A 23827-nucleotide genomic window follows, 5' to 3' on the forward strand; every position below is an offset into this window, starting at 1 on the left:
GCAGTTTAATTTCCCTGCAAAATAACTCAAATTTTAACGATCAGAAAAACGCTTTACTGTGCGTCGCCTTTTCTCCTGAACTTTTTCTTTTTGATCTTATCGGGATTGCTGAAAAGTCTTTTGAAAAAACCATCCTTTTTAGTAGGCTCGCAAGCCAGGCTTTCCAGAATCTCATCAGGAACTTCTTCAAATGTAGCCCGGGTGACCTCCGGAGCTGTCCCCGTATTGATCAGGGAAGAGAACCATCCTGCAAAATAGGGAAGGGCAGAGTGGGCGCCCTGACCGGTACGGGTATCTTTAAATCCAATTCTGTGATCGTCGTTTCCCACCCAGGTGACGCTGATCATTTGAGGGTTCATCCCGATAAACCAACCGTCTTTATTGTTCTGTGTGGTTCCTGTTTTTCCTGCCAGTACCTGTTTGATCCCATAAACACTTCTTAGTCTTGAAGCGGTACCATCTTGTGTGACTTTCTTCAGCATCTCGAGCATCAGCAGGCGGGTCGATTCTGAGAAAGCGGTTTCATATTCCTTTTTTTCATGGCGGTAGATCTCATTGCCTTCCGCATCGGTAATATGGCTGATGACATAAGGTTCAACTGCCTTCCCTTCATTGATGAAACTACTGTATGCCCTGCCCATATCTATAAGGCTGAGCTCAGCGGTACCCAGGGCAAGAGAGGGTACTGCAGGCAAATCAGAACTGATGCCCATTTTGCCGGCCGTTTCGATTACATTGCTGATACCGGCATCCTCTAGAACTTTGACCGCTACGGTATTTACCGAATTACTCAGGGCGTGTGCAAGAGAATAATTGATATAATCTTCGGATTTCTTTTCACCGGCATTTTTAGGAGTCCAATCTTCCATGTTCTCGTAAGTTACCGGCTTCAGCGAATAGTAGGAGCAAGGCTCGATGCCTTGCTCAAGCGCCGTTGCGTACACCAGTGGTTTAAAAACCGATCCGGTTTGTCTTTTGCTCTGACTTACGTGATCAAATTTATAATGATCGAAATCAATTCCTCCGATCCAGGTGGTGACCGCTCCCGAACCCGGATGTATCGATACCGAACCGAAGTTCAGCATTTTTCTGTAGTGGGCCAGGCTGTCGAGCGTACTCATCATCCGGGTGCTGTGGTCGTTCCAGTCAAAAGTCGTTACCGGTTTTGGGGTTGAAAGGCTGTCGATGATCTCCTTATGTGTAAATCCGCTTTTGCTGAGTTTCTTATAAACGGGCAGCTTTTGAACTTCTCCCTGCAAATACTTTTCAGACAACCATAGTGCTTTTTTTCCGTGGCTTTTTTCAAATTCGTTCTGCAGAGACTTCATATGTTTCCGCATGGCTGCCTCGGCCAGCAATTGCATCTCAAGATCAAGAGTGGTGTGAATTTTCAATCCGTCGCTATAGAGATTGTAGTTTGTACCATGCTGCGAATTGTAGGCCATTAAAATGGTTTGTGCCTCTCTGCGTACCCGCTCTCTGAAGTAGGGGGCGATACCCTCTGACCCTGATAGCGGCGTAAGGCTAAGGCTAAGGTCTTCAGCCATGAGCGTTTCCAGACTGTCGGCCGATAGTTTTCCATACCTTTCCATCTGGGCCAGGACCACATTTCGGCGTTCCCTGCTTTTTTCCGGAAACAGTCGGGGATTATAGGTGTAGGTCGCCTTGAGGCTACCGATAAGGGTGGCAGCTTCAACCAAAGTAAGTTGAGCGGCAGGCTTCCCAAAAAAATGTCGAGAGGCGCTTTCTATTCCGAACTTATTGTCTCCGAAAGAAACGGTATTGAGATAGGTTTCCAGTATTTCTTCCTTAGTGAAGGCTTTTTCAAGCCTGCTGGCGATGATCGACTCCCTGAGTTTATGAATCACGATCCCTGCAGACCCTAGGTCCTCGCGCGGATACAGGTTTTTGGCCAGCTGCTGTGAGAGGGTACTTCCCCCTCCGGACGAACGGTCCTGTAAAAGAAGGGTTTTAAAAAACACCCTGAAAATACTGCGGGTGTCCACTCCGTCATGCTCGTAAAACCTGGCATCTTCGGTAGCGATAAGGGCATCTGTGATATAAGGAGGAAGGCTGTCTAAAGAAACGGGCAACCGATCATGTATGTATAGTTTTCCAACCAATTCGCCCTCGTTATCTAAAATCAGGGTCGAGCGGTCAAGCTCTCCTGCACGTAATTCCTCAGATGATGGAATTTTACCCCAATATCCAAGGTACACCGAAGCAAAAAGAGAAATAAGTGCCAAAAAAATAACCCCTGCAAAGAGTAGTAAGGGCTTTTTAAACCGCTTGAGTTTGTCAAACATAGTGTTGCATTAGTTTCCAATGATATACGAGCAGACAGGTGATCGTGGTTGTTAAAGTTTTACGAATAAAAAAGCCGGCAAAATGAGCCGGCTTTTTTATTTATCTGTATGGAGATTACCCCAGGTACATCTTTAAGATCTTGCTTCTCGAATTGTGTCTCAGTCTTCTTATCCCTTTTTCACGTATCTGTCTTACACGTTCGCGGGTGAGGTCAAAGATCTCTCCGATCTCTTCTAAAGTCATGGGCTGTTGTTCGCCTATACCATAGTTAAGCTTGATCACATCGGCCTCCCGGGTGGTAAGCGTATCAAGCGCTCGGGTTATTTCGATATTTAATGAATCATGCAATAACTTTTTGTCAGGATTGGGAGATTCACCATGACTAACCACATCATAGAGGTTAGAGGTTTCTCCTTCTTTAAGTGGCGCATCCATTGAGATGTGGCGACCTGAATTTTTAATAGATTGCTTCACATCATTCACGGTCATATCCAGCTCTTTGGCTATCTCTTCGGCAGAAGGCGGACGTTCGTGAGCCTGTTCGAGAAAAGAATAGGCTTTGTTGATCTTATTGATAGATCCGATCTTATTCAGCGGAAGTCTTACAATTCTTGACTGTTCTGCCAGAGCTTGTAGTATAGACTGTCGAATCCACCACACGGCGTATGAAATGAATTTGAATCCGCGGGTTTCATCAAATCGTTTTGCTGCCTTGACCAGCCCCATGTTTCCTTCGTTGATAAGGTCAGGCAGTTTTAATCCCTGATTCTGGTACTGCTTGGCTACCGATACAACGAATCTCAGATTAGCTTTTGTAAGTTTCTCCAAAGCCAACTGGTCTCCCTTTTTGATACGCTGAGCGAGCTCGACCTCTTCTTCCGGGGTGATCATGTCGATCTTGCTGATGTCTTGTAGGTATTTGTCCAGGGATTTAGATTCGCGGTTTGTAACCTGCTTTATAATTTTGAGTTGTCTCATCAAGTACTTATTAAGGATTAGATTACCTTAATAACATTTTTTTTTCTAAAAAGCAACTTTAACCCCCTTAAAAATCAAATGACTAGCATATTTTATGAAATATTTAAGAAAAATGACGTTTTTTATGATTAATCGCCTCTATCAAGTAAGGCTTTCAGTTATTCAACTGTTAAATTTCCCTTTTATCAGGTTATAATTTCGGGGTCGGTTTAAAACTCATTATTTTTGCTCGTTTAACGCCGTTACAAAGCTATGCTAGCAACTGAGGAAGTAGACAAGAAAGAACTTTATGCCTATCAGAAAGATGCTATTGATCAGATCTTCGATCGTATTGTCAATAAGCCGTCGAACTACCATCTGCTGTACCAATTACCGACAGGAGGGGGGAAGACTGTTATTTTCTCAGAGATCGTAAGGCGTTATATACTTGAAACCCAAAAAAAAGTGGTGGTGCTGACACACCGTATCGAACTGAGTAAGCAGACCTCAAGAATGCTCAGAGGGTTCAATGTAAAGAACAAGGTCATCAACAGCAAGGTGAAGGAATTACCTGATCAGGATGAATACATGTGCTTTGTGGCTATGGTCGAAACCCTGAAAAACAGGCTCAATGATGAGAAGCTGGAGATCAAGGATGTGGGGCTGGTTATCATTGATGAAGCGCATTACAACTCATTCCGAAAGCTCTTCTCCTTTTTTAAGAACAGCTTCATTCTGGGGGTGACAGCCACGCCGTTGAGTTCCAACATCAAACTGCCGATGAAAGACAATTACAATGAATTGATCATCGGGGAGGCCATCAGAACACTTATTGATAAAGGTTTTCTGGCCAAAGCAAATATTTACAGTTATGATGTGGGGCTGACTTCACTGAAGATCGGTATCAATGGTGATTATACGGTCAAATCTTCAGAGGCCCTTTATTCCAACATGGATATGCAGGAGAAACTGCTAACGGCCTATGAGGAAAAATCGAAGGGAAAGAAGACCCTTATATTCAATAATGGTATAAACACCTCCTGGTACGTTTATGAATTGTTCAGAGAGGCAGGATATCCTGTTCGCCACCTGGATAATACACACAGCTCGAAGGACCGGAAGGAGATCCTGAGATGGTTCAGGGATACACCTGATGCCATTCTTTCTTCTGTGAGTATCCTCACGACCGGTTTCGACGAACCCTCGGTAGAAAGCATTATACTGAATCGTGCCACCCGTTCCCTGACGCTTTATTTCCAAATGATAGGGCGAGGGTCCCGTATCTGGAAAGATAAGGATGAGTTCACCGTTATCGACCTGGGTAATAATGTGGCTCGTTTCGGGCATTGGAGCGAACCAATAGACTGGCAGCACATCTTTAAGTTTCCTGATTATTACCTGGAGAACCTTAAAGATGATGAAGAGATAGAAAGGAATTTCGTTTATGAAATGCCAAAGCGTCTCCGTGAGAAGTTCGCCAATACCGAAGATGTAAGTTTTGATATAGAAGCCGAATACGACAAGGTGCTTAAGCAGGGGTTGCGATCAAAAGCAATACTTGAGAAATCGCTAAAACAGCACACCGAGATGTGTGTCGACAACAGTGAAGATGCCTATGAGGCCCGCATGCTTGCCATAGAGCTGAAGGATGATATCGATAGCCGTATCAGACGATATGCTCAGTGTATCAGCAAGAGTACCAAGAACTACAGAGAATGGCTCGCAGAAGACTATCTGCGGAAGCTGAGGATCAATATTGTAAAAAAATACCAAAACTGAAAAAGGCACCCTCGGGTGCCTTTTTTTATGAGATATGGTTGCAGAAATTTTACTGACAACCCGCTGTGAAACCGGTAGCATCAAACTGAGTCTGAACCGCTCCCTGGCGGTCACCATCGATCGCCTGTATCACCAACTGATTGATTCCGCTGCCGTCTCTTTTCGGACTGCAATATTCAAACAGGTAGAAGCTGTTGGCTTGTCCTTTTACCTCTTCAGAGATTTCCACGAAAATATCTTCCAATTCTTCCTTGTTACTGGCAAAAGCACTATTGGTGGTTCCTATGTTGTTGAGAACCGCCTGGTCGATCTCAGCTCCCAGTCCGATGGTAAACCAGCTTACATTATCGTCAGAATTACGCACCACTTCAAGCGCCTGATTTTGGGAATAACGGGAAGCCTGGTCGGTACCGTCTGTAAAAACCACCACCGAGGCTGCCGAAATTATATCTTCCCCCGCTCCGGCAGCTACGATCTGCTGTGCTACTTCTCCGGCCTTGATCACCGCTCCGTAAAGATCGGTAGAGGGGTCATTGCTGATATTTTCATCGATACCCTGTACTGCGTTAACCAGTGCAGCTGCGTCTGACGTAAGTTCCTGTAAGAGGTGAAGCTCATCTTCGCCATCGAACCAGTAGATAGCCATATTATAAGAATCGCTGGGCACGGCCGGCATTACATTATTTATAAAACTGACAGAAGCATCTTTAAGTTCTTGAAGACTGTTGCTCAAAACACTGTTACTGAGATCCAAAAGGAGTATAGTGTTGCTGTTGAATACCTGGGCTTTCGGTGAAATACGAGCTGCAGACTCCGAAGCAGAGATCGTATTGAAACAATTGTCGTTACGTCCGCTTTCATAAATGGTGAAATCAGAGGCTGTAAGTCCTGAAACAGGCTTTCCCTGCAGATCATTCACCTTGAAAAAAACAGAAACCTTACCGGGTAAGGTAGTAAACTGGTCCTGGATGCTAAGTCGCAACTGTGCAGCTCCCAGATCCAGACAACCATCGACCCCGCCGGGGTTATTGAAGTCGTCATCGGCATTGCCACAAGCGGCAAAAGCAAGTAGTATACCTATTAAGCCTAAGCAGATTTTTATAGTACGCATAATAATGGGTTAAGGGTTTGTCGAAATAACGAATAAAAAACCAAATAAGTATCCGGGGTAGAGCAGGCTTATAAACAAATTGCTGTTCATAAGCATTTTAGGTAAGAAGTTACTCTAAAAATTTCGCTTTTAATTCAGGAGTAGGAATCATACAACTGTCTTTTTTTCCAAACCAGCGATACCTGTTCCTGGCCACAAAGTCGTACAGGGCATCCCTGACACTTTCAGGCAGGATGTATTTGAATACGGTAAAAATCTTCCACGCACCACCGAATTCCCTGGCGATTTCGATGGCAGCTGTTGAGCGGGTATAGTATGCAACACCGGGTTCTATCAAAATGATAGAGTCGGTTTTTTCTGTATCTATACCTCTTTCAGCTATGAGCTCCTGTCCAACCTCACTTTGCAGGGCAGCGTATCGAAAAACATCTTTATCATCTCTTCTGATGATGAAGGTTACGGCGCCATTACACAGGTTGCAAACACCGTCGAACAGGATGATCTTTTTCTCTTTCTCTTTCATATTGCTTACGTGAAACTAAAAGTACGAATTATTTCGACGCTTCAACAAGGTCCAGCTTGTCGGTACTGACTTCGGTGGTGAACATGCCATAGTTTACAATAGCCTTATTCTTTTCAAGCGTGTCGATGGTACCAATAGCCCTGCCATCAATAAGCCTGACCCGGTCACCAACCTTGAATACCGGACGAGGTTTGGCCGCAGGTTGCTTTTTGGCTGTTTCCTTTTCCTTTTTCTTTCGCTGCCTGATCTCCTTGATCTCCCTGCTCACTTCTTTCTGGGCGATTTCCTGTTCTTTTTTACGCGCTTTTCGCTCTTCGCTCTTCTCTTTCTTTCTTTTCGAATTCTCGGTTTCGACAATTCTTAAAAACTCAGAGATCAACGGTCTTTTTTTCTTATTGATAAAATACTTTTCGGCAATATCATTGATCTTATTCCCCAGGTAGATCATACGCTGGTTATGATCATAGAGTTCCTGGTAACTTTCCAGTTTAGACCTGATACGGGTATTCAGCTCTTCGAGGCGCTTGTTTTCTTCACGTGTTTTCGCTTCTTCTTCGCGCAGGGAAGAGGAGGTTTGTCGTACCTGGCTTCGTTCCTTTTGCAGCTTGGCTATGGTCGCATCGAAACGAACCTTTCCTCTTTCTATTTTCTTTTTGGCTTTATTGATCAGACCGTAGGGAATACCGTTTTTTTGAGCCACTTCGAACGTAAATGAACTTCCTGCTTCCCCCAGTATAAGTTTGAATACCGGCTGAAGGGTCTTACTGTCAAATAGCATATTGGCATTGATGGCGTAAGGCAGGTCGTTCGCCAGCATTTTTAGGTTGGCGTAATGCGTGGTGATAATGCCAAAGGCTTCCCTTTCATAAAAAACCTCGAGAAAGGTTTCGGCAAGTGCTCCCCCCAGTTCAGGATCACTTCCCGTTCCGAACTCATCGATCAGAAACAGGGTCTTTTCGTTGCATTTGCGCAAAAAGTAATTCATGTTCTTCAGCCGGTAGCTGTAGGTGCTCAGGTGGTTTTCGATCGACTGATTGTCACCTATATCGGTAAGGATCCGATCGAACAGGCAGGTGACACTTCGTTCATGCACCGGGATCAGGATTCCTGACTGCAGCATGAGTTGTAACAGACCAACTGTTTTCAGGGTGATACTTTTTCCCCCGGCGTTCGGTCCTGAAATAACGATGATTCTTTTTTCAGGTTCCAGTTCCACGGTTTGCGGGTAGGTGATCTCACCTTTTTCTTTGTTGGTCAGGTATAACAGTGGGTGAAAAGCCTCTATAAAGTGCATTTTACGCTCAGAGGTTATTTCCGGAAGCAATCCGTTGATGTCCTGGGCATAGCGGGCCTTGGCCGAAAACACATCCATATCGGTCAGAAATACCTGGTATTGTGCGATCAGATTTTTAAAGGGTCGCAAAATATTGGTCAGTTCCTTCAGGATTCGTTGAATCTCTTCCTTTTCCTCCAGTTCCAGTTCCTGGTATTCACGGGTATACATCTGAGTCACTTCCGGCTCTATGTAAACGATACTCCCCGTTTTGGATTGCCCCAGTGGGGCTCCCTTTACCTTTTTGCGGTACATAGCCTTTACGGCCAGCACTCTTTTATTGTCTATAACGGTTTCCCTGATATCATCGAGGTAGCCGGCCGATGCGTAAGAACTGAGCGCTGAACTGAAGCTCTGGTTGATCCTCGTTCTCACCACGGCTATACGCTTTCTGATCTCTGCCAACTCATCAGAGGCGTTATCTTTAACCTCTCCGAAACGGTCGATCACCTTGTCGACCGCCTCTATAATCTCACGCGTATAGTAGATGCGTTCGGCCTTCTTAAAAAGAGTGGGGTAATACTCTGTAAATTTCCTGAAGAAATCAATATGTCCGTTTACCGAAGATGAAAGTGCAGCAACTGATCTGAGTCCTTCGATACTCAGAACTGCATTCTCGATACCCAACATTCTCAGTTCGTTGTCTACCGCTTCAAAATAGTGATTGGGTATACGGTTGTTGTTCTCGAACGATGCGAGGTATTCATTCGTCTGAGACAGGTTCGTCATCAAAGTATCTTCCTTGCTGAAAGGGCTGATTTTCAAGGCAGCTTCCTTGCCGTGATCAGTGGTGCAGTGTGCCGAAATCTGCTGTAATACCTTTTGCAGTTCAAGGTCTTGTATGGTCTTCTGGTGTATTTTGTTCATAGCTTTTTAAAGCCCTAAATTTGAGCATTGCAAAGGTACAAAGTTAATAAGATCTTGTGCTGTGTATGTCCAAAGCTGTTTAAACATGAATTTCGAACTGCATCCCGACTGGGAAGACTTTCTGAAAGGTTCCCTTGATAAGGAAAATATGGCCCGGCTTAAGGCTTCCCTCAAAAAAGAATACAGGGATCACAACTGTTTTCCCCCCGAAAATAAAATTTTCGCTGCGTTTGATTATTTCCCTCCGGAAGAGGTGAAAGTTGTTATACTCGGCCAGGATCCGTATCATGGCCGGGGACAGGCTCACGGACTGGCATTCTCGGTAAATGAAGGGGTGACGAATCCTCCTTCCTTGCGCAACATATTGAAGGAAGTACATGCCCAGGAAGGAGAAATTCATGCTCAAAGCGGTTGTCTTATCCCCTGGTCGAAGCAGGGGGTGCTATTGCTCAATACGATACTGACCGTTCGCGAAGGCCAGCCCGGTTCTCATGAGAAGCTGGGATGGCAACAATTTACAGATACTGTTATTCAAAGAGTAAATGATGCCGCTGAGGGAGTGATCTTCATGCTATGGGGAGGGCATGCACGAAAAAAGAAAAAGCTTATCGATTCAGACAGGCATAATATACTGGAAAGCGGGCATCCATCACCCCTGAGCGCCAACAGGGGGCTGTGGTTTGGAAATGATCATTTCAGTCAGGCCAATGAACTCCTGAAAGCCCGGGGAAAGGTTCCTATAGATTGGTGACAAAAAGTTCGTGAGGATTCCTGTTTTCTATCATATTCAAACGCATCAGTTCATCCTGCACGGTTTTAACGGTCATTGGAGCTATCTGTTTCTGGCTCCATCGGGTAATCGATAACCATTCCCTGATATCATCCAGCTTTTGGCCGTATCGATTGGCAAGCATCCGATCGATACTTGGTATGTTCTTGAATTCTTCTGTAAATACATTCAGAACCTGTAAAACATGCTTCAAGGCACCGGCATTTTCTGAGAGTCCTTTTTCAGAAGCTGCGATCACAAAACAGGGCCATGGGGTAGGGCAGTCTGATATTCTTCTGAATATACCCTTATCTACCAGGGGTTTTGTGGTAAAATGCTCCCACATGAAATAATCGGCCTCCCCGGCGGAAAGCGCTTCGACCGCTCCCTCGATATTATTAACCACTTTAAACTTGAGATGCTGATGATGCCAGCCTTCTTCGCTTGCATTGATGTAGGCCATGAGATGGCTGCCGCTCCCGTACCGTGAAATAGCTGCTGTTTTCCCCTCGAGTTCAGGCAGCAGGCGATAAGGGGAGTGGGTACTCACATGTATTCCCCAATACAAAGGTGACTCCACATATACCTGAATGATCTTTGAGGGATTTCCGGCAGAGATATCCTTGATGATCCCTTCGGTTAATATGACTGCGAGATCGGTTTCATTATCCCTTAACATCTGGCACATCCTTCCGGTTCCTTCAGGGATATCTTCCCATTCAACATTAATGCCCCGCTCTTCAAACGCACCTTCGTCAACCGCCAGATGCCAGGGCAGGTTAAAATGCTCAGGAACGCCTATCACTTTGATGTTCTTCAATATCTTTCTCTTAAGTTCTTATAAATGTAGCGCCAGTTTTTTAGTTGTACAACTATGGCAAAGAAAATTGTTATGCTATCTATAATCGGCTTAAAATATATGTGATCAGTCGATCAACGGCATTTCCGGGCTTTTCAGAGAAGGTACCGAGTGGTCTATTGGCCAGAATGACATTGGCCGATAGCGCCCTGTGGTTCAGCATGGCAGACATGCCATAAATACCTGCGGTTTCCATTTCCATGTTGGTGATACGTAATCCTGAGGCTTCGAAGCGGCTCATAAGATCAGGCAGATCTGATACAGAGGAATCCAGCCTGAGTTTGCGTCCCTGAGGCCCATAAAAGCCACAATTGGTCGCGGTACACCCGATATGTGTTTCTGAAGAGGCAAATTGATCCCTCAGATCCCTGTCGCCTTCGACGGCATAGGGTTCAAGGCAGGAAGGCAGCTTAAGTTGTTCCTTCACAGCCGATTCAAGATTCAGATCCCTGACCTTTTCGCTTTTGTAAAAATGTAACAGGTTATCAAATCCAAGTCCGAATTGACTCAGCAGGAATTCATCAACACCGATATCCTTTTGTAAAGATCCGGAAGTACCAATGCGAATAAGGTCGAGCTGTCTGAGCTGTTTCCGGTTGGTGCGGGTATCAAAATCGATATTTGCCAAAGCATCCAGTTCATTGATAACGATGTCGATATTATCGGTGCCTATGCCTGTGGAGATAACTGAAACACGCTTCTTCCCGACAAAACCCGTATGGGTGACAAATTCTCTTTTTTGCTTTTTTATCTCACAGGAATCGAAACGATCTGAGACTCTTTTAACCCTTCCGGGGTCTCCGACCAGAATAATAGTGTCGCCGATATCTTCCGGGAGTAGGTTCAGGTGATAGATACTGCCATCGGGATTCAGGATCAACTCAGATGCTTTTAGATTCATATCACATTTTTAGCAGTCTGGAGGTTTCGTTGATAAACAAAAACGAATATTTAGGAGTGCCACCAAAATATTCGTTGTCGTTCTTAAGTTGAGAATATACATTGAGATTATCTTCCATCACACTTTTCCCCATCCTGGTAAGTTTAACGGGATTAAAAGTACGGAAAAGCGGGCGTAGTTTCTTTGACATGTGTTCAAATTGCACATCTCCGAATCCATAGATGCCCTGGTTGTTCAGCATAGAGGTGATCAGTTGATTTCTGCTTTTATGCTTTTCCTGATAAGCCGATTGTAACATGGAGTATTCAAGTTCATTCATACCCGTGTTCACAGAAGGAAACCTTCTCAGATGTGCCTCCATGGCTTTAGACAGGTAATGAAGTTTGCTCTTATTCAGTTTGATGGCCTGTTGTAACTGAAAGGGGTTATTCTCACAATACAACTGCCAGATATAATCGGCATATTCAATATCATCCCGTTCCAGACTGATGCGGTCATCGTACAGTTCTTTAAGTTGTTCACCGCTGAGAGAAGATAATTGGAAGAACTTTTCAGCACCATCTTCTTTTACCGCATTCACAACGCTTATATGAAGGTCTTTACGGTGATTTTTAATCCAGCTTAATACAGCTATCTGGTTGATCTGGCAAAAAAGATCCGGCTCGAACCATAAAATGATCTCATTTTGTGATTTGTGATTACAAAGCTTTCGATATTCTTTCAGGGTAAAATCGATAAAGGTATTCTTGGTTACCTTATATGATTGACTCAGAAATTCATAACGTTGTCTCCAGAACTTCTCAGAACCTACATGGTTTAGGGTTTTCCCTTCACACAGCATCTCCCTCCAAGTGATGATTTCGCCTGCTATATCAAGCTCTCTGAGCTTTGATGTGAGGCTGTCTCCATTGGTAATGTGCAGCGTATAAGACATGATGTTTAGTTAGTTAGGTTTACTTGTAAATGTAAAAAGAAACCTTTAAATAACAATAATTTAACTTAATTAACCACCTACCCGTTTAACCTTGAATCCTTTTTCTTTCAGAAAATCCATGATCTTGTCACGGTAGTCACCTTGTATGATAATGGTTTCATTTTTAGCGCTTCCACCTACGCCTAATAAAGTTTTCAGCTCTTTCGATAACTTTTTAAAGTCTTCTGCCGCTCCGTTGTAACCGTCGATAATGGTAACAGGCTTTCCCTTGCGTTTTTCATATTTGCAGAGAAGTGGCTCATCCTGTATCCAAAATTCAGGTTCAGGTTTGGTTTCCTTTTCCTCTTTAAATTCATGATCGGGAAACATCGACCTTAATTGATCCTGCAGATCCATATAAGTGTATTTATTCTTTATTTCTTAACCAGTCCGAGTTCGATCAAACGTTCATGAAGAAATTCCCCGGCGGTAATATCGGGATACAGCTTTGGATTTTCTTCATCGATACAGCTGTCGAGTACATCCAGGGGCATATCGCTTACGGGGTGCATAAAGAATGGGATGGAATAGCGCGAGGTGCCCCAGGCTTCTTTTGGTGGATTCACCACCCGGTGTATGGTCGATTTTAATTTATTGTTGGTATGCCTTGAAAGCATATCACCCACATTGATCATCAGTTCATCGGGTTCAGCTATGGCATCGATCCATTCTCCTTCGTGATTCTGAACCTGAAGACCCTTGCCCTGAGCTCCCATCAGCAAAGTGATCAGGTTGATGTCACCGTGAGCGGCTGCCCTTACAGCTGCCTTGGGTTCTTCAGTGATTGGCGGGTAATGAATGGGCCTCAAAATAGAATTACCGTTCCTGATGTATTTATCGAAGTATTCTTCCTCTAAACCAAGATGAAGCGCAAGTGCACGTAGTACATATTTCGCGGTTTTCTCGAGCATTTGATAGGCCTCTTTACCCACCGCATTGAATTCAGGTACTTCACTGACAATCACATTGGCGGGATATTCTTTTTCCAGTTTGGGATCATCTTCAACGTATTGACCGAAATGCCAGAACTCCTTAAGATCTCCTTCTGTACGACCTTTAGCATGTTCCTTTCCGAAGGAGGTATATCCTCTTTGTCCGCCGATTCCTTCAATCTCATATTTCTTTTTTACATTTTCGGGAAGATCAAAGAACTTCTTAACTTCGGCATAAAGCTTATCAACCAGCTCATCAGATAAAAAATGTCCCTTCAGGGCTACAAATCCAATATCTTCATAAGCTTTTCCGATCTCATCGATAAATTTCTGTTTTTCTTTAGGATTTTCTGAAAGAAATTCTTTCAGATCTACACTGGGTATACGGTTCATTTTCTTATAATTTTCAAGAGAACACAAAGTTAACGAATTATTACAGCAATTTGCAGAAATTACAATGGCAAGACTTCTGTTCCCAATACAGTTTTGATGTAATATTTTTTCTACTTTTGATTTAGTCCTTCAATGAAACCAAAAATGAACCGTACAGATTTAGACATACCCTTTACCTTCGACAACCGGGAGGTATCAGATAAAATGCAACTGGAGCTTTACCGCCAAATGTTATTGTCGCGTATGATCGAGGAGAAAATGCTCGTTCTGCTGCGACAGGGAAAGATCTCAAAATGGTTTTCCGGCATAGGTCAGGAAGCCATAGCAGTGGGGGTGACCCATGCGCTTCAGTCTGATGAATATATTTTACCCATGCACAGAAACCTCGGGGTATTTACCAGCCGTGGAATTCCCCTGCACAGACTTTTTTCACAATGGCAGGGAAAGGCAAATGGATTTACCAAAGGAAGGGATCGCAGTTTTCATTTCGGAACGCAGGAATACAAGATCATTGGTATGATCTCTCACCTCGGACCACAGATGGGGGTAGCCGACGGAATTGCACTGGCGCATAAACTGAAAGAAGAGAAAAAGGTGACCGCTGTCTTTACCGGGGAAGGAGGTACCAGTGAAGGAGATTTTCATGAAGCACTGAATTTGGCAGCTGTATGGGATCTTCCCGTTCTGTTTTGTGTTGAAAACAATGGCTACGGACTCTCTACGCCGACCAGCGAGCAATTTAGGTGTGAGCACATTGCTGACCGTGGAGCGGGATATGGCATGGAGTCTTATATAATTGATGGCAATAATATTTTGGAGGTTTATACCAAAGTTTCAGAACTCGCAGCTTCGCTGCGTGAGAAACCCAGGCCTGTATTGCTGGAATTCAAGACCTTCCGGATAAGGGGTCATGAAGAAGCCAGTGGAACTGCTTACGTGCCTGATGAACTTATAGCCAGCTGGCAGGAAAAAGATCCGGTGATCAATTTTGAAAAGTTTTTGCTTGAGGAGGCCATACTTTCTGAAGAGCTGAAAACTTCCCTGGCAGATCAGCACCGGGCCCTTATCGATGAAAACCTTCAGATGGCTTTCGCCGAGAAGAAGATAGAGTCGACAACCGATAAAGAATTGGAAGACGTGTATTTTCCTTCCGAAGTCAAACCTGTAGCACCGGGAAAAACAGAAAAGGAGCTCCGATTCGTTGACGCTGTTTCTGAAGGTCTCAGACAAGCGATGGAACGGTTTCCTGAGTTGGTCCTCATGGGGCAGGACGTCGCTGAATACGGCGGGGTCTTTAAAGTGAGCCAGGGTTTTACTGAGCTATTCGGTAAAGAAAGGATTCGCAATACCCCGATATGTGAATCGGCCGTGGTCTCATGTGCGATGGGCTTGTCGATTAACGGTATGAAAGCCGTGATGGAAATGCAATTCTCTGATTTTGTCACTTCAGGCTTTAACCCAATTGTTAATTATCTCGCCAAGACACATTATCGCTGGGGAGAAAAGGCCGACGTGGTTATTCGTATGCCTTGTGGTGCAGGAGTAGGGGCCGGACCCTTTCATTCTCAGACCAACGAGGCCTGGTTCACAAAAGTACCGGGGCTTAAGGTGGTCTATCCCGCTTTTCCTTTTGATGCCAAGGGTTTGCTTATCGCAGCAATAGAAGAGCCTAATCCTGTACTTTATTTTGAGCACAAGGCTCTGTATCGAAGCCTTAGACAAATGGTTCCGGAAAGCTACTATAATCTGCCCCTTGGAAAGGCAGCAGTTCTCAGTGAAGGCAGAGACCTGGCAATTATTACCTATGGAGCGGGAGTTCACTGGGCACTGGAGGCTACGGAGCATTATAAGGATACAGACATCACTCTTGTTGATTTGAGAAGTTTGCAACCCCTTGATACGGAAACCATTTTTAAGGTGGTTAGGGATACAGGAAAGGTACTGGTATTACATGAAGACACTCTCTTTGGCGGACTTGGCGGAGAGATTTCAGCGCTGATTAGCGAAAACTGTTTTGAATACCTTGACGCCCCCGTCAAAAGAGTGGGAAGTTTAGATACGCCCGTTCCCTTTTCGCGCTCCCTGGAAGAAAACTTTCTTGCGAATCATCGCCTCTATGATGCCATAGATGATCTCTTGAGATATTAAGATACAGTCATTTTTGAGGCATCCTTTTTGCCAGAATTCGCGAATGCCTTAAATTTATGAAATTGATAATCAAATATTTATGAAAATTATATCAAAACTAATTGTAATCACCCTGGGTTTCATCACCTTATCATCATGTGGTTCATTGAGCAAGGAAAACAGAAGCAGCCGTGATCTGCTTGATGGTACCTGGGAACTCACTGAGGTTTCCTATGGAGGTGAGGGATATTTTAAGTCAACGATGTTCAATGATGTGGATGCCAAATGTTTTGAAGGAAGCGAATGGTTTTTTCGCTCGAACAACAGCACGGGGTATTACAACATTATGGACCCTGAATGTCAGACCGGACAACGTTTTATACGGTGGTCTATTCAGGATGCGAACGGAGTTCCCACAAAATTCACCTTTAAATTTACCGACGAAGACAGAAAGGATCTCTACGGAGGGGTCGGATTTGCGATGGATATCGTGAGCCTGGATCCCAGCTCGATGGTCTTGAAAACTACTGTCAATGTAGAAGACAGTCCTGTCGATCTTATTTACCAATTTAATAAAACAGCAGCTTTAGAATGAAAAAGATACACCTTAGAAAGATACGATTAATAGCCATGTTAGGTGCGACACTTGCCTTTGCCGGATGTGACGCCATACAGAATGCCAACAATCAGCAAAAAGGAACCGCCATTGGTGCCAGTAGTGGTGCTGTTCTGGGGGGAGTAATCGGTAACCAGATCGGGGATGGAAATTCTGTCCTGGGTGCCATAATAGGAGCCGGTGTCGGTGGCCTTGTCGGAAACAAGATCGGGGATAAAATGGACCGGCAGGCCGAAGCCATTACCGAAACCGTTCCGGGAGCCGAGGTTACCCGAATCGGTGAGGGGATAAATGTGACCTTCGATGAGAACAGCGGGGTTAAATTTGAACTGAATTCTTCGGCGCTCACCAACAGCGGAAAGGAAACATTGAGCAAAATGGCTGAAGTTTTTACCGAATACGACGACACTAGAATTCTGATCGAAGGACATACCGACAGTTCAGGACGAGAGGAATACAATATGAGTCTTTCAGAGAAAAGAGCCAAGTCGGTCGCCGATTATCTGAAGCAGGCGGGGGTCGATGCATCCCGACTTACCATAAAATGGTACGGAGAAACCCAACCGAAGTATGACAACAGCACAGAAGAGGGAAGAAGCAAGAACCGAAGAGTGGAGTTAGGTATTGTAGCCGGAGAGGAGATGATTCAAGACGCCCGTGAAGAGGTGAAGCAGTAATCACTTTTTTTAACATTAACATAAAATTAAAGCCCGAATTTTCGGGCTTTTTGTATTTTCATATATCCTTAAAACAAATATGATCAATGAGTTATCTTAAACGCAGTTCCGCCATATTATTTCTTCTGACAATTTTTTTTACATCCTGTAAAGAGCAACCTAAAAATGAAAGTGAAGGCGATATGAATGCCCAAACCAAGGAGGTATCAGTCATAGGTGAAGACCTGACCTACAGAGCAGACACCACCCAGTTAAAGGGATATATAGCCTTTGATGAGAATGCGACCGGAAAAGCACCGGGTATACTGGTTGTACATGAATGGTGGGGGCACAATGAGTACGCAAGGGAAAGGGCTGAAATGTTAGCAGAACTTGGGTATGTAGCACTTGCCGTTGATATGTACGGTAACGGGAAAACGGCAGATCATCCGGAGAAGGCCCAGGAGTTCTCAGGGATGGTTATGCAAAATATTGATGTCGGCAGACAAAGGTTCGAGGCTGCCATGGAAGCGCTGAAACAACATCCCCGTGTAAACGGAGAAAAAATTGCTGCCATAGGTTATTGTTTCGGAGGAAGTGTGGTCTTAACCATGGCAAATGCCGGTTATGACCTTGATGCAGTGGCCGCCTTTCACAGTGGGGTACAATTACCTATCATGCCTACTGATTCTCTGACCGCAAAAGTACTCATCTGCAACGGTGCAGAAGATCCTTTCGTAACTCCTGAGTCTGTGGCTGCTTATACCAGAGCCATGGATAGCCTGGGGGCTGACTACAAATATGTGGCTTACGAAAATGCACAACACTCTTTCACCAGTAAGGCAGCAGATTCGCTGGGTAAAAAATTTGAACTTCCGCTGAGTTATAATGCAGAGGCAGATGAAAAATCACGGAGTGAATTGAAAGAATTGCTAAATCGATCCTTTTAATAGTTTGTCCTGAATCACCTGCCTGAACAAACACCTTTTTTACTGAGAAAGATTTACGATTTATGACTTCATGTGATATCGTCATCGTTGGTGGCGGACTGGCAGGGCTGACCGCAGCCATTGAACTGTCAAAAAATTATAGCGTAACGCTGATAGAAAAGAACGATTATCCCTCTCACAAAGTATGTGGCGAATATATCTCAAGGGAGGTTGAGCCCTATTTGAAAACTCTGGGAATCGACCTTAATGAAATGGGCTTGCCCATGATCAGCAAGTTCAGCTTGTCTACTGTAGATGGAGAGGCGGCTAAATTTGATCTTCCGTTAGGTGGATTCGGCATAAGCCGTTACCTGCTTGATCTGCGTCTTTTTCAGGAAGCGGGATCGAACGGGTGTCATATTGTAAAAGACTCTGTGGAGCGTATCAATTTTGAGAATAACTCCTTTACGATTCATACCAAGGCAGGAAAATCTTTTCATTCTGCCGTATGTCTGGGAGCCTATGGGAAACGCAGCAACCTCGACCACGAACTGGAGCGGGATTTCATTTCCGATCGCAGTTCCTGGCTGGCGGTCAAAGGGCATTACCGGCTTGCTCACTTTCCCGATAACCTGGTGGCATTGCATAATTTCAGAGGTGGTTACGCAGGTATTTCCAAGGTTGAGAACGGCAGGGTGAATTTCTGCTACCTGGCCGACTACCAGAGCTTTAAGCAGGAGAGAAACGTGAATAATTTCAACAGGTACGTGCTGCGACAAAATCCCTTTTTGGCCAATTTTCTGGATCAGGCCACTCCCATTTTTGAAAAAAGCCTCACCATAGCACAGATATCATTTCAGAGAAAGGAGTTGATCAAGGATCATGTAATGATGTGTGGAGACAGTGCCGGACTGATTCATCCTCTCTGCGGAAATGGGATGGCCATGGCGGTTCATGCAGCAAAAATCGCATCAGAAGCTATTAAATCATATCTTACCGATGCCAAAAGGGATCGCAGTAAAATGGAAAGGGAATACTCTTATCGCTGGAATCATACCTTCAGGTCACGACTCACCTGGAGCAGAAGGCTTCAAAGCGTCATGCTCAATCGCAGGCTGGCTTCTGCCGGAATGAAAATGCTTGCTGCTTACCCTTTTCTGGCCACCAATCTGATTAAAACCACCCATGGAAAACCGGTTGTATGCTGATAGATCTTGAAAAAAGACAACACGGCCCTGAAGAAATGGACAACCCCGATCTGGCTGAAGCCGATATAAAGGCAGTTCTGGAAGACATCAACAAGGTGAACAGACTTTTGAACGGGCATGCACCCCTGGTAAAATGGCTCATAAGAGATATAACCGAAAAGAACCTTCAAAATGTCACCATACTTGATGCCGGATGCGGCGACGGTGAATTGCTCAGAATTCTTTCCCGAAGACTTGTTGCTGCGGGGATCCGGGCACGGTTGCTTGGGGTTGATCTGAATGCCAAATCGCTGAAGCTCGCCAGGCATCGTTCAAAAGAATCACAGATTACCTATATAGAACACGATCTGAATCATGAATTTCCCGACACGTGGTCACCGCATTATGTCATTTCAAATTTAACACTGCATCACTTTAAAGACAATGATCTCGAATCGGTTACCGCAAATTTCTTAAGAAGTGCTTCAGAGGCCGTAGTAATATTCGATCTGCACCGGTGCAGAAGGTCCTATTATTTATTTAAAATATTTAGTGCTATTTTTATTAAGACAAAAATTGCTGTTCATGACGGTTTGGTATCGATCAGATCAGGCTTTAATAAGCCTGAATTAAGAAAGCTCTCTGAGCGATTCACCCAGGCCGATTGTGAACTGAGATGGAAATGGGCCTTCAGGTTCCTGATGGTGCTGAGGCCTACTAAGAACTAAAACCAGTTACTATGCCCGAAGTGCGCATTGCCGCAGTCGATACTCTTCTGCCTCCCTTTAGCCGTAATACTCCTGAAATCCTCCCTTATGTAGATGAATGGCTCAGTGAAGAGGATGATCGTTTCAGGAGAAAGGTGCTTAAAATATTTCAGAATGCTGCTGTAGACAGGCGTTATGGTATTATGGACATAGCCGATGTGTTTACCCACACTTCCATGGAAGAAAAAAACCAGATATATGTCAGTGAGGGGAAAAAGCTGGGTTCAGGAGTACTGAAAAAAGCACTGGATAAGGCAGGATGGCTTCCCGATGAGCTTGATGTGATTATCACAGTCAGTTGTACCGGGATCATGATACCTTCCCTGGATGCCTATATCATTAATGACCTGCAGTTGAGACAAGATGTGTTGCGACTACCGGTAACTGAAATGGGGTGTGCTGCCGGCGTGTCAGGGCTTATCTATGCCATGAATTTTTTGCGTGCCAATCCCGGAAAGCGTGCGGCGGTTATCGCATACGAAAGCCCCACCGCCACATTCCAGCATACTGACTTCTCCATGGCTAATATGGTAAGTGCAGCCATCTTCGGTGACGGGGCTGCATGTGTGCTTCTCAGTTCAGAGGAAGAAAGTGACGGACCTGCTATGATAGGAGGGGAGATGTATCATTACCCTGATAGTACACACCTTATGGGTTTCGACCTGACTAATGAAGGGTTACGAATGATCCTTGATCCGGAGGTACCCAATGCAATCGCTTCGCATTTTGAGCAGGTATTACTGCCATTTTTGGAACGCTATGGAAGCAGCCTGCATAAGGTGGATCATCTTATCTTTCATCCCGGAGGCAAAAAGATCGTACAAACCACAGAGGAGCTTTTCGGAAATATGGGCAAGCAAATAGACGATACCAAGGCCGTATTAAAAAATTATGGTAATATGAGCAGTGCCACGGTCTTATATGTGCTTAACAGATTCATGAACCGGAATATCCCCAAAGGCGAGCAGGGACTGATATTAAGCTTTGGTCCCGGATTTTCAGCCCAGCGAATACTAATCGAATGGTAATGGATAGAGATAACAAGCAAAGAAAACTTGCACTGATCATCGGTGGCAGTACCGGCCTCGGATATGCTTCTGCCAGGAAGCTGGCGATGAATGGGTTCGACCTCTTTATCGTACATCGAACTCGAAGAAATGAAAGGGAGGAGGTAAATGAACGTTTTGCTGAACTCGAGGCTGCAGGTGCCGAAGTTCGACAATTCAATGCCGATGCTGTGAATCGTGATAAGCGCAGGGAAATTCTGAGATCCCTTAAGGAAGAATGTACGTCAGAGCGAAAGGTGTCCTTGTTACTTCATAGCCTGGCAAAGGGAAATCTTAAAAAAATGACCGATTCAAACGAACAGTTATTATCGGGAGACGATTTTAAGGTTACGGTCGAGGCTATGGGGATCAATCTTTATGAATGGGCCCGTTCCCTCTTCGATATGGAGCTTTTTGATTCAGACAGTCGTATCATTTCATTTACCAGCGAAGGCAATCAGAAGGCCTGGCCCTATTACGGGGCGGTATCTGCTGCAAAAGCAGCGCTTGAAGCGATCACAAGGAACCTGGCTCTGGAATTCGCGCCCTATGGAATAACCTCCAATTGCATTCAGGCCGGTATAACCGATACCGCTTCCCTGAGAAGAATTCCCGGTCATACCGAACTGATCGAAGCTGCCAGGAAAAGAAACCCCATGAAACGGCTAACCAGGCCTGAAGACGTGGCAAATGTGGTATATCTGCTAACACGGCCTGAAGCCCGGTGGATCAATGGAAGTATTTTAAAAGCCGATGGAGGAGAGAGCCTGCAATAACTATAGCGATATTTTGGAGCTCTTGCCCTATGCAAGCCCTTTCCATTTTGTCGACGAGATCGAAAGCCTCAGTGCAAATTCAGCGAAAGGGTCTTATACCTTTCCGGAAGATGCCTTTTATTACCGGGGGCATTTTCCGGGTAACCCGGTCACTCCCGGAGTGATACTCACCGAATGCTGTGCACAGATCGGATTGGTCACATTGGGGATCTATCTGATAAAAAAAGATCATGATTCACTGGGTAAGGATGATTTTCGGCTGGCTTTCACTCAGGCAGACATACAATTCCTTTCACCGGCATATCCCGGGCAAAAGGTGCATGTGGTCTCTGAAAAAGAATATTTTCGGTTTCATAAATTAAAGGCGGCTGTAAAAATGTTTGATGAATCAGGTACTATAATCTGTAAAGGTGTTCTGTCTGGCATGCTAAAATTAAAGGATGAGAAATAGAGTCGTTATTACCGGAATGGGAGTATGCGCGCCGAATGGTGTCGGACTTAAAGCCTTTGATGAAGCGCTGGCCGAAGGTCAAAGTGGCATTCGTTTCAGCGAGGAGTTGGAGAAACTGAATTTCGGTTGCCAGATAGGAGGGACCCCCCAGGTAAACCAGGAGCTTACTGACCGGTATTTCAGCCAGCTGGAACAAAAAGGACTGAATTCCACCGGAATGATTTACGGCGTGATCGCAGCCACCGATGCGTGGGAAGATGCCGGCCTTCCCCCGGCCAATGATGAACCGCTATGGAATACCGGAATTATTTTTGGTACCGGAATACTGGGGGTTGATAAATTCAGGGAATCGATCTACCGCGTAGACGAAGGCAATGTGAGACGACTGGGTAGCACTGCTGTTATTCAGACCATGGCCAGTGGTATCAGTGCATTTCTTGGAGGGAGATTCGGTTGCGGAAACCAGGTGACTACCAATTCTTCAGCCTGTATCACCGGCACCGAAGCCATCATTATGGGGGCAGAGAGAATCAGAAATGGTTTGGCCGACAGTATGCTTGTCGGCAGTACCAGTGAAGGAGGACCCTATGTCTGGGGTGGTTTTGATGCCATGCGGATACTTCCTCGAAATTACAACGATTCACCGGAGCAGGCCAGCAGACCGATGAGCGCAGAGGCAGCGGGATTCGTTCCCGGAAGCGGTGCCGGTGCCTTCCTGATCGAGTCTTTGGAAAGCGCCCTGAGCCGAAATGCGGTTATTTACGCTGAAATAGCAGGTGGACACATTAATAACGGCGGACAAAGAGAGGGGGGAAGCATGACCGCTCCCAACAGCAACGCCGTACAACGTTGTATTAGAATGGCGCTTGAAGATGCCGGGGTCAATGGGTCTCAGATTTCTGCCATCAACGGGCACCTTACCGCCACTGCAAAAGACAGCACGGAGATCAGCAACTGGAAACAAGCCCTGGAATTGGAGGGCGGTGACTTTCCTCTTATCAATTCATTTAAAGGCAGCATAGGCCACTGTCTTGCAGCTGCCGGAAGTATTGAGTCTGTCGGGACCGTTCTACAGTTGCACCATGGCCGGATTTATAAGAATGTAAATGCTGAACCCCTGCATCCCGAAATAAAGGAATTGATAGACACAACTAAAGTGCCTGTCGAAACCCGGTACGTTCAACCGGAAATTATTGCCAAAGCCAGTTTTGGTTTTGGTGATGTCAATGCATGTGTTATTTTTAAGAAATACAACCCGTAATTGCTACTCATGGACCAACAACATTTAGACCGCCTTAAAAAGATTATTGCCGTATACCTTCCCGAAGATGTGGATCAGGGTGCCATTACCCTTACAAGTGACCTCACCTCTGAGCTGAATATCAATTCCTCTCACCTTGTCGATATCATACTCGATGTGGAAGATGCTTTTGATATCACCCTGGAAAACGATGATATGGATAATATGAAAACAGTGGAAGATGCCCTGCGAATTATCAAAAAAAAACGGGCTGAGAGTACAGAATAATTCGAATAATTGAGTGCGTAATTTCCTGTTAAAATTTTAA

The 23827-nt window shown here is 44.9% G+C and carries 23 protein-coding genes; 13 read left to right on the forward strand and 10 right to left on the reverse strand.

Annotated features, from left to right (window positions below):
• Positions 1-53: 53 nt before the first annotated feature.
• Entirely contained in the window at positions 54-2306 is a 2253-nt protein-coding gene (locus tag K7R10_RS00845; protein WP_224482784.1) for a transglycosylase domain-containing protein, read from the reverse strand.
• Between the two features lie 115 nt (positions 2307-2421).
• Positions 2422-3285 (reverse strand): sigma-70 family RNA polymerase sigma factor, encoded by an 864-nt coding sequence (locus tag K7R10_RS00850; RefSeq protein WP_224482785.1) that lies wholly within the window; start codon positions 3283-3285, stop codon positions 2422-2424.
• A 252-nt stretch (positions 3286-3537) separates the two neighbouring features.
• Between K7R10_RS00850 and K7R10_RS00855 the strand changes: the two genes are divergently transcribed.
• Positions 3538-5043: a DEAD/DEAH box helicase gene (locus K7R10_RS00855; RefSeq protein WP_224482786.1), complete on the forward strand. Its 1506-nt coding sequence runs from the start codon at positions 3538-3540 to the stop codon at positions 5041-5043.
• Between the two features lie 49 nt (positions 5044-5092).
• Here K7R10_RS00855 and K7R10_RS00860 read toward each other — a convergent pair whose 3' ends face one another.
• The 3 genes from K7R10_RS00860 to K7R10_RS00870 all read right to left on the reverse strand — a co-directional run bounded on the left by K7R10_RS00860 (position 5093) and on the right by K7R10_RS00870 (position 8877).
• Positions 5093-6154: a VWA domain-containing protein gene (locus tag K7R10_RS00860; protein ID WP_224482787.1), complete on the reverse strand. Its 1062-nt coding sequence runs from the start codon at positions 6152-6154 to the stop codon at positions 5093-5095.
• Between the two features lie 109 nt (positions 6155-6263).
• Positions 6264-6677, reverse strand: a complete 414-nt coding sequence (locus tag K7R10_RS00865) for a thiol-disulfide oxidoreductase DCC family protein (protein WP_224482788.1) — start codon at positions 6675-6677, stop codon at positions 6264-6266.
• Between the two features lie 28 nt (positions 6678-6705).
• Positions 6706-8877, reverse strand: coding sequence for an endonuclease MutS2 (locus tag K7R10_RS00870; RefSeq protein WP_224482789.1), 2172 nt, complete (start codon positions 8875-8877; stop codon positions 6706-6708).
• Positions 8878-8962: 85 nt separating this feature from the next.
• Here K7R10_RS00870 and ung point away from each other — a divergent pair, with 85 nt between their 5' ends.
• Positions 8963-9628: a uracil-DNA glycosylase gene (gene ung, locus K7R10_RS00875; RefSeq protein ID WP_224482790.1), complete on the forward strand. Its 666-nt coding sequence runs from the start codon at positions 8963-8965 to the stop codon at positions 9626-9628.
• Here the strand turns inward: ung and K7R10_RS00880 are convergent.
• From K7R10_RS00880 to K7R10_RS00900, 5 genes are all read right to left on the reverse strand, one after another.
• Positions 9615-10466 carry a substrate-binding domain-containing protein gene (locus K7R10_RS00880; protein WP_224482791.1) on the reverse strand — a complete coding sequence of 284 codons (852 nt, stop codon included), beginning with the start codon at positions 10464-10466 and terminating at the stop codon, positions 9615-9617. The genes ung and K7R10_RS00880 overlap by 14 nt on opposite strands.
• A 79-nt stretch (positions 10467-10545) precedes the next feature.
• The gene (locus K7R10_RS00885) at positions 10546-11406 is read right to left on the reverse strand and encodes a nucleoside phosphorylase (protein ID WP_224482792.1); all 861 of its coding nucleotides are present in this window, start codon (positions 11404-11406) and stop codon (positions 10546-10548) included.
• A gap of 1 nt (position 11407) precedes the next feature.
• Entirely contained in the window at positions 11408-12340 is a 933-nt protein-coding gene (locus tag K7R10_RS00890) for a DUF1835 domain-containing protein (protein WP_224482793.1), read from the reverse strand.
• 69 nt (positions 12341-12409) lie between these two features.
• Positions 12410-12736, reverse strand: coding sequence for a translation initiation factor (locus K7R10_RS00895; RefSeq protein WP_224482794.1), 327 nt, complete (start codon positions 12734-12736; stop codon positions 12410-12412).
• A gap of 17 nt (positions 12737-12753) precedes the next feature.
• Positions 12754-13704 carry an isopenicillin N synthase family dioxygenase gene (locus K7R10_RS00900; RefSeq protein ID WP_224482795.1) on the reverse strand — a complete coding sequence of 317 codons (951 nt, stop codon included), beginning with the start codon at positions 13702-13704 and terminating at the stop codon, positions 12754-12756.
• 144 nt (positions 13705-13848) lie between these two features.
• Between K7R10_RS00900 and K7R10_RS00905 the strand changes: the two genes are divergently transcribed.
• The 11 genes from K7R10_RS00905 (at position 13849) to K7R10_RS00955 (ending at position 23787) form a co-directional block, all read left to right on the forward strand.
• Positions 13849-15852, forward strand: a complete 2004-nt coding sequence (locus K7R10_RS00905; protein ID WP_224482796.1) for an alpha-ketoacid dehydrogenase subunit alpha/beta — start codon at positions 13849-13851, stop codon at positions 15850-15852.
• Between the two features lie 79 nt (positions 15853-15931).
• A complete protein-coding gene (locus tag K7R10_RS00910; RefSeq protein WP_224482797.1) occupies positions 15932-16426 on the forward strand; it encodes a lipocalin family protein in 495 nt (164 codons plus the stop codon).
• Positions 16423-17124 (forward strand): YiaD family glycine zipper/OmpA-like lipoprotein, encoded by a 702-nt coding sequence (locus K7R10_RS00915; RefSeq protein WP_224482798.1) that lies wholly within the window; start codon positions 16423-16425, stop codon positions 17122-17124. Before K7R10_RS00910 ends, K7R10_RS00915 begins: the two co-directional genes overlap by 4 nt.
• Positions 17125-17210: 86 nt before the next feature.
• A complete protein-coding gene (locus K7R10_RS00920) occupies positions 17211-18053 on the forward strand; it encodes a dienelactone hydrolase family protein (RefSeq protein WP_224482799.1) in 843 nt (280 codons plus the stop codon).
• A 62-nt stretch (positions 18054-18115) separates the two neighbouring features.
• Positions 18116-19240, forward strand: coding sequence for an NAD(P)/FAD-dependent oxidoreductase (locus K7R10_RS00925; protein WP_224482800.1), 1125 nt, complete (start codon positions 18116-18118; stop codon positions 19238-19240).
• Entirely contained in the window at positions 19234-19947 is a 714-nt protein-coding gene (locus K7R10_RS00930) for a methyltransferase domain-containing protein (RefSeq protein WP_224482801.1), read from the forward strand. The genes K7R10_RS00925 and K7R10_RS00930 overlap by 7 nt, the downstream gene beginning before the upstream one ends.
• An 11-nt stretch (positions 19948-19958) precedes the next feature.
• Positions 19959-21014, forward strand: coding sequence for a type III polyketide synthase (locus K7R10_RS00935; protein ID WP_224482802.1), 1056 nt, complete (start codon positions 19959-19961; stop codon positions 21012-21014).
• Positions 21014-21808, forward strand: coding sequence for an SDR family oxidoreductase (locus K7R10_RS00940; RefSeq protein ID WP_224482803.1), 795 nt, complete (start codon positions 21014-21016; stop codon positions 21806-21808). Before K7R10_RS00935 ends, K7R10_RS00940 begins: the two co-directional genes overlap by 1 nt.
• Complete coding sequence (locus tag K7R10_RS00945; RefSeq protein ID WP_224482804.1) at positions 21786-22259, forward strand: 3-hydroxyacyl-ACP dehydratase FabZ family protein; 474 nt, start codon at positions 21786-21788, stop codon at positions 22257-22259. Before K7R10_RS00940 ends, K7R10_RS00945 begins: the two co-directional genes overlap by 23 nt.
• A complete protein-coding gene (locus tag K7R10_RS00950) occupies positions 22249-23520 on the forward strand; it encodes a beta-ketoacyl-[acyl-carrier-protein] synthase family protein (protein WP_224482805.1) in 1272 nt (423 codons plus the stop codon). The genes K7R10_RS00945 and K7R10_RS00950 overlap by 11 nt, the downstream gene beginning before the upstream one ends.
• A gap of 9 nt (positions 23521-23529) precedes the next feature.
• Complete coding sequence (locus tag K7R10_RS00955) at positions 23530-23787, forward strand: acyl carrier protein (RefSeq protein ID WP_224482806.1); 258 nt, start codon at positions 23530-23532, stop codon at positions 23785-23787.
• Positions 23788-23827 lie beyond the last annotated feature (40 nt).

The sequence above is a fragment of the Robertkochia aurantiaca genome (genome assembly GCF_020166495.1).
In the GTDB taxonomy this organism is placed as follows: Bacteria; Bacteroidota; Bacteroidia; order Flavobacteriales; family Flavobacteriaceae; genus Robertkochia; species Robertkochia aurantiaca.

What these genes read in the sequence shown, in the direction of transcription:
- K7R10_RS00895 (WP_224482794.1), bottom strand. Translation starts at nt 12,736, where the DNA reads ATGGATCTGCAGGATCAATTAAGGTCGATGTTTCCCGATCATGAATTT.
- K7R10_RS00930 (WP_224482801.1), top strand. Translation starts at nt 19,234, where the DNA reads ATGCTGATAGATCTTGAAAAAAGACAACACGGCCCTGAAGAAATGGAC.
- K7R10_RS00910 (WP_224482797.1), top strand. Translation starts at nt 15,932, where the DNA reads ATGAAAATTATATCAAAACTAATTGTAATCACCCTGGGTTTCATCACC.
- ung (WP_224482790.1), top strand. Translation starts at nt 8,963, where the DNA reads ATGAATTTCGAACTGCATCCCGACTGGGAAGACTTTCTGAAAGGTTCC.
- K7R10_RS00950 (WP_224482805.1), top strand. Translation starts at nt 22,249, where the DNA reads ATGAGAAATAGAGTCGTTATTACCGGAATGGGAGTATGCGCGCCGAAT.
- K7R10_RS00905 (WP_224482796.1), top strand. Translation starts at nt 13,849, where the DNA reads ATGAACCGTACAGATTTAGACATACCCTTTACCTTCGACAACCGGGAG.
- K7R10_RS00845 (WP_224482784.1), bottom strand. Translation starts at nt 2,306, where the DNA reads ATGTTTGACAAACTCAAGCGGTTTAAAAAGCCCTTACTACTCTTTGCA.
- K7R10_RS00900 (WP_224482795.1), bottom strand. Translation starts at nt 13,704, where the DNA reads ATGAACCGTATACCCAGTGTAGATCTGAAAGAATTTCTTTCAGAAAAT.
- K7R10_RS00945 (WP_224482804.1), top strand. Translation starts at nt 21,786, where the DNA reads ATGGAGGAGAGAGCCTGCAATAACTATAGCGATATTTTGGAGCTCTTG.
- K7R10_RS00860 (WP_224482787.1), bottom strand. Translation starts at nt 6,154, where the DNA reads ATGCGTACTATAAAAATCTGCTTAGGCTTAATAGGTATACTACTTGCT.
- K7R10_RS00955 (WP_224482806.1), top strand. Translation starts at nt 23,530, where the DNA reads ATGGACCAACAACATTTAGACCGCCTTAAAAAGATTATTGCCGTATAC.
- K7R10_RS00935 (WP_224482802.1), top strand. Translation starts at nt 19,959, where the DNA reads ATGCCCGAAGTGCGCATTGCCGCAGTCGATACTCTTCTGCCTCCCTTT.
- K7R10_RS00855 (WP_224482786.1), top strand. Translation starts at nt 3,538, where the DNA reads ATGCTAGCAACTGAGGAAGTAGACAAGAAAGAACTTTATGCCTATCAG.
- K7R10_RS00940 (WP_224482803.1), top strand. Translation starts at nt 21,014, where the DNA reads ATGGATAGAGATAACAAGCAAAGAAAACTTGCACTGATCATCGGTGGC.
- K7R10_RS00870 (WP_224482789.1), bottom strand. Translation starts at nt 8,877, where the DNA reads ATGAACAAAATACACCAGAAGACCATACAAGACCTTGAACTGCAAAAG.
- K7R10_RS00915 (WP_224482798.1), top strand. Translation starts at nt 16,423, where the DNA reads ATGAAAAAGATACACCTTAGAAAGATACGATTAATAGCCATGTTAGGT.
- K7R10_RS00890 (WP_224482793.1), bottom strand. Translation starts at nt 12,340, where the DNA reads ATGTCTTATACGCTGCACATTACCAATGGAGACAGCCTCACATCAAAG.
- K7R10_RS00920 (WP_224482799.1), top strand. Translation starts at nt 17,211, where the DNA reads ATGAGTTATCTTAAACGCAGTTCCGCCATATTATTTCTTCTGACAATT.
- K7R10_RS00850 (WP_224482785.1), bottom strand. Translation starts at nt 3,285, where the DNA reads ATGAGACAACTCAAAATTATAAAGCAGGTTACAAACCGCGAATCTAAA.
- K7R10_RS00885 (WP_224482792.1), bottom strand. Translation starts at nt 11,406, where the DNA reads ATGAATCTAAAAGCATCTGAGTTGATCCTGAATCCCGATGGCAGTATC.
- K7R10_RS00865 (WP_224482788.1), bottom strand. Translation starts at nt 6,677, where the DNA reads ATGAAAGAGAAAGAGAAAAAGATCATCCTGTTCGACGGTGTTTGCAAC.
- K7R10_RS00925 (WP_224482800.1), top strand. Translation starts at nt 18,116, where the DNA reads ATGACTTCATGTGATATCGTCATCGTTGGTGGCGGACTGGCAGGGCTG.